Source organism: Clostridium sp. 1001271st1 H5, assembly GCF_005845215.1.
GTDB lineage: Bacteria > Bacillota > Clostridia > Lachnospirales > Lachnospiraceae > Enterocloster.
Map to the genome: position 1 here is coordinate 60,728 of NZ_SPHO01000001.1, position 12,473 is coordinate 73,200.

At 52.7% G+C, this 12,473-nt stretch carries 12 protein-coding genes; 11 read left to right on the forward strand and 1 reads right to left on the reverse strand.

Annotation, left to right across the window (positions count from 1 at the left end):
* Positions 1-32: 32 nt before the first annotated feature.
* The 8 genes from FGS84_RS00245 (at position 33) to FGS84_RS00280 (ending at position 8,395) form a co-directional block, all read left to right on the forward strand.
* The gene (locus FGS84_RS00245) at positions 33-653 is read left to right on the forward strand and encodes a flavodoxin family protein (RefSeq protein WP_138305745.1); all 621 of its coding nucleotides are present in this window, start codon (positions 33-35) and stop codon (positions 651-653) included.
* 66 nt (positions 654-719) lie between these two features.
* A complete protein-coding gene (locus FGS84_RS00250; protein ID WP_138305746.1) occupies positions 720-2,036 on the forward strand; it encodes a solute carrier family 23 protein in 1,317 nt (438 codons plus the stop codon).
* A gap of 30 nt (positions 2,037-2,066) precedes the next feature.
* The gene (locus FGS84_RS00255; RefSeq protein ID WP_138305747.1) at positions 2,067-2,546 is read left to right on the forward strand and encodes a (2Fe-2S)-binding protein; all 480 of its coding nucleotides are present in this window, start codon (positions 2,067-2,069) and stop codon (positions 2,544-2,546) included.
* 2 nt (positions 2,547-2,548) lie between these two features.
* A complete protein-coding gene (locus FGS84_RS00260) occupies positions 2,549-4,813 on the forward strand; it encodes a molybdopterin cofactor-binding domain-containing protein (protein ID WP_138305748.1) in 2,265 nt (754 codons plus the stop codon).
* A 278-nt stretch (positions 4,814-5,091) separates the two neighbouring features.
* The gene (locus tag FGS84_RS00265; protein ID WP_138305749.1) at positions 5,092-5,514 is read left to right on the forward strand and encodes a hypothetical protein; all 423 of its coding nucleotides are present in this window, start codon (positions 5,092-5,094) and stop codon (positions 5,512-5,514) included.
* A gap of 10 nt (positions 5,515-5,524) precedes the next feature.
* Positions 5,525-6,706: a flagellin lysine-N-methylase gene (fliB, locus tag FGS84_RS00270; RefSeq protein WP_138305750.1), complete on the forward strand. Its 1,182-nt coding sequence runs from the start codon at positions 5,525-5,527 to the stop codon at positions 6,704-6,706.
* Positions 6,707-6,799: 93 nt separating this feature from the next.
* Positions 6,800-7,636: an Mrp/NBP35 family ATP-binding protein gene (locus FGS84_RS00275; RefSeq protein WP_138305751.1), complete on the forward strand. Its 837-nt coding sequence runs from the start codon at positions 6,800-6,802 to the stop codon at positions 7,634-7,636.
* A 45-nt stretch (positions 7,637-7,681) separates the two neighbouring features.
* Positions 7,682-8,395 (forward strand): GTP pyrophosphokinase family protein, encoded by a 714-nt coding sequence (locus FGS84_RS00280; RefSeq protein WP_138305752.1) that lies wholly within the window; start codon positions 7,682-7,684, stop codon positions 8,393-8,395.
* 59 nt (positions 8,396-8,454) lie between these two features.
* On the opposite strand, the gene FGS84_RS00285 is transcribed toward FGS84_RS00280, so the two are convergent.
* The gene (locus FGS84_RS00285; RefSeq protein WP_138305753.1) at positions 8,455-9,288 is read right to left on the reverse strand and encodes a GNAT family N-acetyltransferase; all 834 of its coding nucleotides are present in this window, start codon (positions 9,286-9,288) and stop codon (positions 8,455-8,457) included.
* Between the two features lie 229 nt (positions 9,289-9,517).
* On the opposite strand from FGS84_RS00285, the gene FGS84_RS00290 reads away from it, so the two are divergent.
* The 3 genes from FGS84_RS00290 (at position 9,518) to pepF (ending at position 12,466) form a co-directional block, all read left to right on the forward strand.
* Positions 9,518-9,880, forward strand: a complete 363-nt coding sequence (locus FGS84_RS00290; protein WP_138305754.1) for a CidA/LrgA family protein — start codon at positions 9,518-9,520, stop codon at positions 9,878-9,880.
* A 1-nt stretch (position 9,881) separates the two neighbouring features.
* On the forward strand, positions 9,882-10,586 hold the full coding sequence (locus FGS84_RS00295; RefSeq protein WP_138305755.1) for an LrgB family protein: 705 nt from the start codon (positions 9,882-9,884) through the stop codon (positions 10,584-10,586).
* 83 nt (positions 10,587-10,669) lie between these two features.
* Positions 10,670-12,466: an oligoendopeptidase F gene (gene pepF / locus FGS84_RS00300; RefSeq protein ID WP_138305756.1), complete on the forward strand. Its 1,797-nt coding sequence runs from the start codon at positions 10,670-10,672 to the stop codon at positions 12,464-12,466.
* Positions 12,467-12,473: the final 7 nt, after the last annotated feature.

Below are 12,473 nucleotides of genomic sequence, written 5' to 3' on the forward strand. Positions count from 1 at the left end.
GTCTCACTGCGCCGGGAAAGGGGAAGAAACATATGGTTAAGATACTGGGAATCTGCGGCAGCCCGCGCCGCAAATCCTGCTACAAGGCGCTGGAGACAGCCCTTGAAGCAGCTAAGAATGCAGAGGAAGGCGTGGAGGTGGAGCTGGTGGAGCTGCGCGCCAAAAAGATGAATTTCTGCATCCACTGCAACAAGTGCCTGCGGGATAAATCTGACCGCTGCACCGTGTTTAAGGACGACATGACAGAGCTGTACGACAAATTCTACGAGGCAGACGGCGTAATCATCGCATCACCTGTCTATGAGATGAATATCACGGCACAGCTTTGCACCTTCTTTGACCGGTTCCGCTCCGCATGGCTTAAGGGAGTGGAGGACCCTGACTTCTTTGCCCACAAGGTGGGGGCGGGAATCACGGTAGGGGGCACCCGCAACGGAGGCCAGGAGGCCACCATGAATTCCATCACCAACTTTTTCCTGACCCAGGGAATGACGGTCTGTACAGGCGGCTCAGGCATGTATTCCGGCCCTATGCTGTGGAATCCCGGAGACGGCTCCACAGAGATAGATGACCCGGAGGGTTTTAAGAACTGTGAAATCCTGGGACGGAAGATGGCAAAGATGGCCAGAATCATGAAAGAGGCCAGGTTTTGATGCTCCAACACGGCAATTCGTAACTTGACAACTGATATATGATAAAACTTATAAAGGGGATATTTTATGAAAATGCAATATGGATTTGACGACAAGGTTCCTGCCGGTAAGGCCGTTCCTTGGGCCCTTCAATACGTGTTTACTATCTTTACAGGTTCCATGACAGGTTCCATCATGCTTGCCAGCGGAGCCGGGATGAACTCGGCAGATACGGCATTCCTGATTCAATGCGGTCTGTTTGCCTGCTGCATCACCACACTGATTCAGTCGCTGGGAATACGCATCGGTAAGTTCCAGATTGGCGCCAGGCTGCCCCTGGTGTCCGCAGGCAGCTGGACCCTTATCACGCCCATGGTGCTGTTTGCAAATGACCCGAATATCGGGATTCCGGGAGCTTTTGGCGCTGCCTGCCTTGGCACGCTGCTGCTGTTCCTGCTGGGACCCATTGTTATTGACAAACTGTACAAATATTTTACGCCCGCAGTAACCGGCTCCGTGGTTCTGGCAGTGGGAATGTGTCTTATTCTCAATGCCTGGAACGACATGGTGGATTACAATCCAACGGGACCGGATGCCATGAAGCTGTTCCTTATCGGTGTGGCCATTGCCGCAATCTGCATTATCATCGACCATTTTGCAAAGGGTATTGTCCAGTCGCTGGCAGTGCTCATTGCCATGGTGGCAGGCTATGTTTTCTGCGCCGCAACCGGAATGGTGGATTTCTCCCAGGTAGGAAACGCTTCCTGGATAGCTGTCCCCAGACCTCTCAGCTTTGGAATGACAGTGAATCTGGGCGCTGTAATCACTGTATTTATCATCCATATTGCAACCATTATGGAGAACTCCGGCAATACCACCGGCGTGGTCACTGCCACGGACGAGGGCCTTCCCACCAAGGAGACCTTAAAAGCTTCCGTGCGTGGCGATGCCCTGGGCGGCATATTCTCCACCCTGTTTAATGCACTGCCCATGTGTGTGGCTGCCCAGAACTCCGGCGTGGAGGTTATGTCCGGCGTGGCATCCAGATTTGTCACAGCCATTGCAGGCGTTATCTTCGGCCTTATGGCCATATTCCCGAAGTTCTCACAGATACTGGCCCTGATTCCCAATCCGGTCTTAGGCGGTATTCTGTTAGTTACCTTCGGAAATATCATTGCCAGCGGTATCAAGGTCATTGGATTTGACGAGAACAACAAGAGAAACTTTACCATCATTGCCCTGGCGGCGGCAGTGGGAATCGGCGGTAATTTCGCCCAGGCAGCAGGAACCCTTGCGTTCCTTCCATCCACGGTTGTCACGCTGTTTACCGGTATTTCCGGTACAGCCATCACTGCCCTGGTACTGAATATCATTCTTCCTGTCGAGAAAAAGGAAGAGGCATAGAGGCAGAACATATCAGATAGGGAGGTCAAGATGGAATTAGTAACATTAAACGTTAACGGAAGAACCTATAGCATAGCAGTGGAGAAAAACTGGACCCTGCTCCACACCCTTCGGGAGGTCCTGGACCTGACCGGCACCAAATGCGGATGCAGCACAGGGGACTGCGGTTCCTGCAAGGTCATCATTGACGGGGAGGCTGTCAACTCCTGTACTGTAAGGGCAATGGACCTGGGAGGAAAGTCCATTGAGACGATTGAGGGAGTATCCCCTGACCGGTTTACCCTTCATCCAATCCAGCAGGCATTTATTGACTGCGGCGCCGTACAGTGCGGTTTCTGTACGCCGGGTATGGTTATGGCTGCCAAGGCTCTTTTAGATAAGAATCCGGACCCAACCGAGGAGGAAATCAAGGAAGCCATGAAAGGCAACCTGTGCCGCTGCACCGGATACGCAATGATACTGGAGGCCGTGAAGCGTGCGGCCCAGGCCATGAGAAAGGAGGGAAGATAGCCATGTCATGTGAGATGCCAAAGAACGGAATGATAGGAAAAAGCGTGCCTGTCAGGGACGCAGCCATGAAGGTGACAGGTCAGATGCGGTATGTGGCGGATATGAAGCTGCCGGGAATGCTGCATGCCAAGATTTTATTTTCTCCTGTTCCCCACGCCAGGATTAAGTCCATAGACACCTCGGCAGCCATGGCCATGGAAGGGGTTCATGCCGTGGTCTGCTACAAGGACTCTCCTAAAAATATTTACAACGGAAACGGAGAGGATAAGGACATTAATCCATCCGAGCTGGTGTTTGACCAGGTAGTGCGCTTTGTGGGAGATAAGGTTGCGGCTGTGGCAGCCGACACAGAGGAGATTGCAAGAAAGGCGCTTTCCCTTATCACGGTGGAATATGAGGAGCTTCCCTTTTATCTGGACCCGGAGGAGGCCATGAAGGAGGATGCATACCCCATTCATCAGGGCGGCAACATCATCATGGAGTCCAATAATTCCGGCGGGGACGTGGACGGCGCCCTGAGGGACGCGGACCTTGTATTCCGTCACAGATACGAGATGCCGGCAGTGAACCATTGTTCCCTGGAAACACATGTATCCATTGCGGAGTATGATGCAGGCGGAAAGCTGACCGTGTGGACACCCACCCAGGATGCCTTTGGCCAGAGAATTAACCTTCAGCGCATTTTCGAGCTTCCCATGAGTAAGATACGGGTTATCAGTCCTGTCATGGGCGGCGGCTTCGGAGGTAAGATTGACCTGGTGACAGAGCCGGTGACAGCCCTTTTAGCCATGAAAACCGGCCATCCCGTAAAACTGGTATACACCAGGACCGAGGAGTTCTGCTGCACCCGCACCCGTCATGCAGCCAAGGTGGATTTGGCCATGGGAGTGAAAAAGGACGGAACCATCACGGCCGCGGATGAAACCATGATTTTAAATGCAGGGGCCCACACCAGCGCCACCATGTCCGTCTGCTGGGCAGCGGGAGGCAAGTTTTATAAGCTCTTAAAGACCCGCAATATGAGATGCCGCGGCATACCGGTCTATACCAATACGCCGGTGGCTTCCGCCATGAGGGGATTCGGCTCGCCGCAGCAGTTCTTTCCGGTATCATCCATGATAAATGAGATTGCCAGGAACCTGCGCCTGGACCCGGCCGACGTGTTCCTTAAGAACCTGGCGGACCCCTTTGAGGCTGCCTGCAATGACGGGGAATCCTTTGGCAATTTCCGCTTAAAGGACTGTGTGGTCCGGGGACGGGAGCTGATTGACTGGTACGAAGCCAAGAAGCAGATGGAGGCATCCAGGAAAGAGAAGGGCCGCTATCTCATAGGCGTCGGCATGGCCTGCGGCTCCCACGGAACATCCATGTTCCCATTTATGCCGGATATTACGGGTATCACCATCAAGATGAACGAGGACGGAACCATTGTATTTACCACCGGAACCTCGGACATGGGAAATGGCTCCGTGACTACCCAGTGTATGCTGATTTCCGAGGTTTTGGGCATTCCGCTGGACCATATTGCCTACATAAAGACAGATACGGACGCAGCCATGTCGGACCTGGGAGCCTATGCGTCCAGGGGTACCTACACCAGCGGCCACGCAGCGGTAAAGACAGCTCAAATCATGCGCGGCAAGATAGCCGTGCTGGCGGCGGAGCTTCTTGAGACTACCACGGATAACCTGGATTTCCACGACGATGCAGTATGGTGCGTGGATATTCACAGAAAGTTTGTGAGCATGAAGGATATTGCGGTCCATGCCAGGGAAAAGCATCAGGAGGACTTAAGCTGTTCCTACATGTTCCACTCAGAGGCAGGACCCATGAGCAGCGGGGCCCATTTTGCCAAGGTGCAGGTAGATACGGTTACTGGTGAGATTAAGGTTCTGGAATACGCGGCAGTCCATGACGTGGGCCGGGTGGTGAATCCCATGGGCATAACCGGACAGCTGGAAGGCGGTATTTCCATGGGTCTGGGCTATGCTCTCTGCGAAGAAATGAAGCTGGACAGCACAGGCAGAAACCAGACCAGCAATTTTAAGAAATACCACATTCTAAACATGAAGGAAATGCCGAAGCTTACCGTGGATTTCCTGGATTCCGAGGAGGAGACAGGTCCTTACGGAGCCAAATCCATCGGGGAGTGCGCTGTTGTCCCGGTAGCGCCGGCCATAGCCAATGCTGTTTCCAATGCAGTGGGCAGGCAGTTCTATAAGCTTCCCATCCGTCCGGAGGACGTGCTGGAGGCCCTGGCAAAATAGAGGCACAGGGCTGGGGTTAAAAACCAAAACGGAATAGAATAACAGATTGATGCAGTGTCCCGTTGCAGCCCAACCATTGGCTGCAGCGGGATATTTCCGTTGCGGATTAGCCGCGCCGGAGCTGTTCTGTTAAGTCCTGTAAGGGATTCCCCTGCTAAATCTCCGGCACAAGGTAGATATCTCTATGATTTGGTAGTACAATAAACGGAGTCCAGCTAAAATACAAAGGAACCCCTGTTGTTTAAGGCAGCGGGACAAACAGAATCAGGAGGAAGACAATGATACCGGACAGAGAGAGAGCAAAACAGGAGCTTAAGTGGGCTGCGGGATTAAATCCGGGTCCCTGGGAGGAGGCTGCCAGAATCTGTATGAGCCATGCCTTTATGATACAGGATATCAGTACATCCATAGGGGAGTTTGATGTGACGCCCTCTGATTATGAATTCATGAAGGAATTCATTTCCCGGGCAGTTTATGATGATTATGACCGTCTGGTACAGCTTTGCGACAGCCTGGCCCTGCCCGATGGTTTTTGTCCCCTGGAAACCAGGTTTGTGGACGTGACCATCCGTTACGGGGTCCATCCCTATACCATACCCAGGTGGAAAAAGGTACTGGAGATAAAGGATTATTTTGAGGAGCAGATGGGATGCACCATCTACGAAGCGCTGCCCTGCGGGGGACAGCTCCGGCATTTATAAGGAGGCATATATGATATATACGGTTCCCCACTATTACAATCATTTTAAATGTATTGCGTCGGAATGCCCGGACACCTGCTGCGCCGGGTGGGGCATTATGATTGACAGGGCATCCCTTAAGAAGTACCGGAACATGGACGGGGCCTTTGGCAGCCGGCTGCATCATTCCATTCACTGGAAGGATGGCTCCTTTAAACAGTACCATGGGAGGTGTGCGTTTTTAAATGAAGAGAATCTATGCGACATCTACAGCGAGGCAGGTCCGGGATACCTGTGCCGCACCTGCCGCACATATCCCAGGCATACAGAGGAATTTGAGGGCTGCAGGGAGATGAGCCTTTGCCTTTCCTGTATCGAGGCAGCCAGAATCATACTGGGCTGCAGGGAAACGGTGCGGTTCATTACCAGGGAGGATGAGCGGGAGGAATCTTATGAGGATTTTGACTTCTTTCTCTACACCAAGCTGATGGATGCCAGGGAGCTGGCACTGGATATTCTCAGGAACCGTGCCTGGACATGGGCGGACAGAACCTCCCTGTGCCTGGGACTGGCCCATGACCTGCAGGCCCGTATCAGAAAAGGACGGCTCTGCGAGGCGGACCAGCTCTTTGAGCGGTACCGCAGGGCAGCGGGCACATGGACGGCTGAGAATTGGGGGCCGTGTCCCGGACGGATGCAGGCAAATGCAGGACAGGCCTCTTTTTCCAGATACGGGGTCATGAAAGATGCATTTTCCCTGTTTTCCGAAATGGAGGTCCTGGGCAGGGAGTGGCCGGATTTTGCTTCCGGGATGAAGGAGATTCTTTATGGAAGGGGAAGAAAACCATATGAGGCGCAGCGCCGGGCTTTTCTGGACAGCGGGATTGGAATGCGCCTGCCTGTGCTTAAGGAACAGCTCATGGTGTATTTTGTGTTCACCTATTTCTGCGGGGCTGTTTACAATGAAAAACCTTATGGAAAAATGAAGATGGCGGCCGCAGCCACCCTGCTGATTGAGGAGCTGGCCCAGGCTCTGTGGACCGCACAGGGAGGAAGGCTTTCCTTCATGGATTTTGCGGATGTGGCCCACCGTTTTTCCAGGGAGGTGGAGCACTCGGATTCCAATAAGGCTGTACTGGAAGAAGCCATGGTCAAACGGCCGGAATTTGCACTCAGACGCCTGCTGGCAGCAGTGAACAGCGACGGCCTTTGACAGGGAAATGAACAGCCAGAAAACAATGGACAATATGGAGAATTAGATTTATAATTAAAGTTACGCTTAGAAATATTGGAAGGAGAACAAAACATGAGTGAATGTAACCATGATTGCGGCTCATGCAGTGCAAACTGCGACAGCCGCAAGGTAGATAAAAGCGAGTTTCTGGAGGCACTGAATCCGGCCAGCTCCGTAAAGAAGGTAATTGGCGTTGTCAGCGGTAAAGGCGGCGTGGGCAAGTCATTAGTAACCTCCATGCTGGCGGTGAGCATGAACCGCAAGGGCAAGAAGACAGCTGTCCTGGATGCAGACATCACAGGACCGTCCATCCCCATGGCCTTTGGAGTGGGCAATGAGGGCGTGGCAACCTCGCCGGACGGCAACCTGATGCTTCCGGCCAAGTCCATGGAGGGCGTGGAAATCATGTCCGCCAACCTGCTTCTGGATAAGGACACGGACCCGGTTATCTGGAGAGGCCCTGTGATTGCAGGCGCCGTGAAACAGTTCTGGTCTGAGACTTTATGGCAGGATGTGGACTACATGTTCGTGGACATGCCGCCAGGTACGGGCGACGTTCCCCTGACCGTATTCCAGTCCCTGCCGGTGGACGGTATTATCATCGTAACCTCACCCCAGGAGCTGGTGGGAATGATAGTGGCCAAGGCAGTGAACATGGCAAAGAAAATGGATATCCCCATTGTGGGAGTTGTGGAGAACATGAGCTATCTGGAATGTCCGGACTGCGGCAAGCGCATCAGCGTATTCGGCGAGGGCCATGTAGAGGAAATCGCAGCAGAGCACGGCATCAAGGTCCTGGCTCAGATACCCATTGACCCTGCCATTGCCCAGATGGTGGATGCAGGCCGTGTGGAATATCTTGAAATGCCGTGGTTTGACGAGGCTGTTAAGGCAGTTGAGGCATTATAAAAGACTGCGGCGGCAGTAGTAAACCATAGATAATGAGGTGAACCGATGAACATTAACATCAATCCCAACAGCGAGCTTCATCAGTCCATCGTCAATGTACCGGATATGGTCCAGGTGCCGGAGATGTGGGTTGACCAGGCCCGCCAGTTCCAGCAGGCTATGATGAGATACACCTGTGCAATCAGGGAGGTCAAGACAAAGCTGGAGGTGCTGAACGACGAGCTGTCCGTAAAGAACCAGCGCAATCCCATCGAAATGATAAAGTCCCGTGTGAAGAAGCCCAAGAGCATAGTGGAAAAGCTGCAGCGCAGGGGATTCGAGGTCTCATTGGAGTCCATGGAAAAGAATCTGGACGATGTGGCCGGAATCAGGATTATCTGCTCCTTCCTGGATGATATCTATGAAGTGGCAGACATGCTGATAAGGCAGGATGATGTAAAGGTGATTGCGGTGAAGGATTATATCAAGAATCCCAAGCCCAACGGATACCGGAGCTACCACATGATTATCGAGATACCGGTGTTCTTCTCTGACAGCAAGAAGCCCATCCGGGTGGAGGTTCAGATTCGTACCATTGCCATGGATTTCTGGGCCAGCCTGGACCATCAGCTGAAGTATAAAAAGTCCTTTATTGACGACAACGGAGAAATCAGTGAGGAGCTGAAACAATGTGCCGAGGTTATTGCCGGCACGGACATGAAGATGCTGGAAATACGAAAGAAAATCGAGGCCCAGGGTGTTACGGTGCGCAGGGACTGACTGGATTTTCAGGACCATCCGGACTGACAGGGGCTGTGAATCAGCCGTTTAAACAGGCTCTAGTAGAGATAGTAGGACAGGGTTTCCGTTATGCGGAACCCTGTTTTTCTATAGAGATTCAGGGCTGGTTCGTTGGACCCGGATACCTGAAGGCGGAGCCGGCGGATTCCCTTATCCCCCAGCATGTGTATGAGCTGTCTGAGAAAACAGCCGGCCAGTCCCTGGCGCCTCAGGGAAGGGACTGTCTCCAGACTGTACATGTATGCATCCGTGCCGTTCAGGGAAAGGCGGCAGGCGACACAGATGTCTGAGAGGGTATCCGGGCCGGATACGCCGCCGGGCTTCCCGTTTTTAGCCGGCCTGCGGGCACAGACAAGAACACCGTCCGAAGCAGTGCCCACGTTTATATCCAATTCCGTATTTGGCAGGGATGCAGGAGCGGAGGATATCTTATCCTCAAAAGCAGCTGCGGCTGCCGCCAAATCCAGTTCCATCATATATTCTTCATACCACAGCTCTGCCTCCAGCTTCTGAAGGGCAGCAGCGGCAGCCGGACACCTGTTGTCGGTTACAAGGCAGAGTTCCGGCTCCCCCTGCGTCTCACTGTACCTTAAGACCTGTTCCAGGAGCGCGGAGAAATATCCCTTTCTCCTGAAGTCAGGGTGTGTGAAGGCGTAGCATTCCCATATGGTTTCCTCTGTTTTATAGACAGCCATGAAGGCGGCCGGGATTTTACCCTCCTCCAGGAGCCAGTATTCGTCCCCGTCCTCAGGACAGGAAAGGCTCAGGCCGTCTGCGCGGCGGCACAGGCTGGCAATCCTGCGTATATCTTCCTGCTCTTTCCGGGATAATGTTGTTGTATGGATAGTAATAGCTGTATGCGCCATGCTCATGGGTGTGACGGCCTCCTGGATTCCTGACTTTGGACTTTCCTATATTGTAGGGCAGGAATGCTTCCATTGCAATGGCAAGATTGTATTTCTTGTGTATTTATCCGTCTTATGGTTGATTATGGAAATATGCAGTGGTAGAATAAATGCCGTGCGAATTTTAAACAGAACCGGAGCATGACAGAAAGCATTGGCAGGGCACGCTCCAGCACAGCAGGAGGAGACAGAAGATATGAGATATGTTAAGCAAATAGGAATCATCCTGGGCATAACCCTGGCAGGGGAGGTATTGAATCATGTGGTGCCCCTGCCTGTACCGGCAGGTGTATACGGCCTGTTCATCATGCTGGCGGCCCTTATGTGCGGGGCCATAAAGCTGGAGAGCGTGGAGGGCACCGGGAATTTTCTCATGGACACCATGACCATGATGTTCATACCGGCAACCGTGGGAATCGTGGAGTGCATCGGAGAGGTAAAGGCAGTGCTGGTGCCTTTCCTGATTATCATAGGAGTATCCACCCTTCTGGTCATGGCAGTGACCGGATGCATGGCCCAGTGGGTCATGGGAAGAAAACACCAAGGGGAGGAGCAGTGATATGAGGGAAGGTATAAGAATGATACTGGAACAGACACAATATTTCGGTCTTGTGCTCAGCATAGGCGCCTATCTGTTTGCCTGCTGGCTTAAGAACAAGACAAAACTGGCCATACTGAATCCGCTTTTGGTGTCGGCAGCCCTGATTATTGCCTGTATTCTGGGAGTAGGAATGGATTATGAAACATATAATAAGGGTGCATCCTATCTCAGCTGGCTTCTTACGCCGGCAACGGTCTGTCTGGCAATCCCATTGTATAAGCAGCTGCATCTGTTAAAGAAGCATGGGGATGCAGTGGCGGTGGGCATTACGTCGGGGGTAATTACCAGTGCGGTGAGTATTTTTCTCATGTGTAAGGTGCTGGGGGTGGCCCATGTCCACTACGTGACCCTGCTTCCCAAGTCCATAACCACGGCCATCGGCATGGGCATCAGCGAGGAGGCGGGCGGCATCGTAACCCTGACAGTCATGAGCATCATACTTACAGGCGTGTTGGGCAATATGGCCGGGGAGGCTGTGCTGAAGCTCTTAAGGGTCCGTCATCCGGTTGCCAAAGGCCTGGCCATGGGAACCAGCGCCCACGCAGTGGGCACGGCCAAGGCGCTGGAGATGGGAGAAATCGAGGGCGCCATGAGCAGCCTGTCCATTGCAGTGGCAGGTCTGATGACAGTTATTGTGGTGCCGCTGGCAGCGAATCTAATATAGCGTCAATTTATATAGCGCCAATTTATATAGCGCCAATTGAAACAGTGCCAATTGAACATAACATTGAAAGGAGCGTGTACCCCATGAATAAACGAAGCGAAGCAGATGTAAAGGATACCTGGAAACTGGAGGATATGGTGGCGGAGGACAGTCTGTGGGAACAGATGTTTGAGGAGGCCTCCGGGAAAATAAAGGAATATGCCTCCTATAAGGGAAGGCTGGCTGAGTCCGCAGATACCCTGTACGGCTGTCTTTCCTTTGACGACAGGCTCTCCCAGGACATAGAACGGCTGTATGTCTATGCCAGGATGCGCTCCGATGAGGATACCACGGTGCAGAAATACCAGGATATGTTTTCCAGGGCGCAGACCCTGTCCTACAGGGCGGCTGAGAACAGCTCCTTCCTGGTGCCGGAGATTCTGGCCATGGACCGGGAACTTCTGGAATCTTATATGGCAGCGGATAACGGAATCATCCATTTCAAACGGGCATTGGAAATGATTCTGGCCAAACGGGACCACACCCTGTCCGGCGAGATGGAAGAGCTTCTGGCGCAGTCCTACGACGCCACCCAGGGCGCCAGCCAGATTTTTACCATGTTTAATAATGCGGATGTGAAATTTCCTGTTATCACAGGGGAAAATGGAGAAGGCATCCGGATTACCCATGGCAATTACATTTCCCTGATGGAGAACCAGGACCGCAGGATACGCAGGGATGCATTTGAAGGGCTGTACAGCGTGTATGAGCAGTTTTCAAATACCCTGGCAGCTGCATTTTCCTCCAATGTAAAACAGGCCGTGTTCTATGCAAAGGCAAAAAAGTATGCCTCCAGCCGGGAATACTACCTGTCTGACAACGAGGTGCCGGAGCTGGTTTATGACAATCTGGTGAAGGCGGTGCGGGAAAATCTCACAAAGCTGCATGACTACACCCAGGTGCGAAAGGATGTGCTGGGAGTGGATGAGCTTCACATGTACGACCTGTATGTGCCCATGGTGGCAGCAGCGGACCGCCGTTATACCTATGAGGAGGCCAGGGCCATTGTGCTGGAGGGCCTGGCTCCCCTGGGAGAAGAGTACCTGTCCCTGTTAAGGCAGGGATTTGATAACCGGTGGATTGATGTCTATGAAAATGAAGGAAAGCGAAGCGGCGCCTATTCCTGGGGAACCTATGGCAGCCATCCCTATGTGCTGCTGAATTTCCATGGAACCCTTAATGATGTGTTTACCCTGGCCCACGAGATGGGACACTCCATCCATACCTGGTATTCCGACAAGAACCAGCCCTTTACCTATGCCGGATATAAGATATTTGTGGCAGAGGTGGCATCCACCTGCAACGAGGCTCTTTTGATACGCCATCTCCTTAAGAAGGCCGGCAGCAGGGAGGAAAAGGCATATCTGCTTAACCATTTCCTGGAAAGCTTCCGGGGAACCCTGTTCCGCCAGACCATGTTTGCGGAGTTTGAGGATACGGCCCATAAAAAGGCGGCCAGGGGCGAAAGCCTGACGGCTGAGAGTCTGTGCAGTGCGTATCACCAGCTGAATACAGACTATTTTGGGCCTGCCATGACAGTGGACCGCCAGATTGATTATGAGTGGGAGAGAATCCCCCATTTCTATACGCCGTTTTACGTATATCAGTATGCCACGGGATTTTCAGCAGCAGTGGCCATCAGCAGCCGCATCATGAACGGGGAACCAGGGGCGCTTGAAGGATATAAGAAGTTTTTAAGCGGAGGCTGCTCCATGAAGCCCATAGACCTTCTGAAGCTCTGCGGCGTGGATATGTCCACCACCCGGCCTGTGGATGAAGCCCTTGGCTTCTTTGGAGAGCTGCTGGAGGAGTTTAAGACGTGTATCCATACAAATGAATGATTGAGGG

Bases quoted from the DNA above. Each gene is read 5' to 3' on its own strand.
- FGS84_RS00245 (WP_138305745.1), top strand. From the start codon at position 33: ATGGTTAAGATACTGGGAATCTGCGGCAGCCCGCGCCGCAAATCCTGC.
- FGS84_RS00250 (WP_138305746.1), top strand. From the start codon at position 720: ATGAAAATGCAATATGGATTTGACGACAAGGTTCCTGCCGGTAAGGCC.
- FGS84_RS00255 (WP_138305747.1), top strand. From the start codon at position 2,067: ATGGAATTAGTAACATTAAACGTTAACGGAAGAACCTATAGCATAGCA.
- FGS84_RS00260 (WP_138305748.1), top strand. From the start codon at position 2,549: ATGTCATGTGAGATGCCAAAGAACGGAATGATAGGAAAAAGCGTGCCT.
- FGS84_RS00265 (WP_138305749.1), top strand. From the start codon at position 5,092: ATGATACCGGACAGAGAGAGAGCAAAACAGGAGCTTAAGTGGGCTGCG.
- fliB (WP_138305750.1), top strand. From the start codon at position 5,525: ATGATATATACGGTTCCCCACTATTACAATCATTTTAAATGTATTGCG.
- FGS84_RS00275 (WP_138305751.1), top strand. From the start codon at position 6,800: ATGAGTGAATGTAACCATGATTGCGGCTCATGCAGTGCAAACTGCGAC.
- FGS84_RS00280 (WP_138305752.1), top strand. From the start codon at position 7,682: ATGAACATTAACATCAATCCCAACAGCGAGCTTCATCAGTCCATCGTC.
- FGS84_RS00285 (WP_138305753.1), bottom strand. From the start codon at position 9,288: ATGAGCATGGCGCATACAGCTATTACTATCCATACAACAACATTATCC.
- FGS84_RS00290 (WP_138305754.1), top strand. From the start codon at position 9,518: ATGAGATATGTTAAGCAAATAGGAATCATCCTGGGCATAACCCTGGCA.
- FGS84_RS00295 (WP_138305755.1), top strand. From the start codon at position 9,882: ATGAGGGAAGGTATAAGAATGATACTGGAACAGACACAATATTTCGGT.
- pepF (WP_138305756.1), top strand. From the start codon at position 10,670: ATGAATAAACGAAGCGAAGCAGATGTAAAGGATACCTGGAAACTGGAG.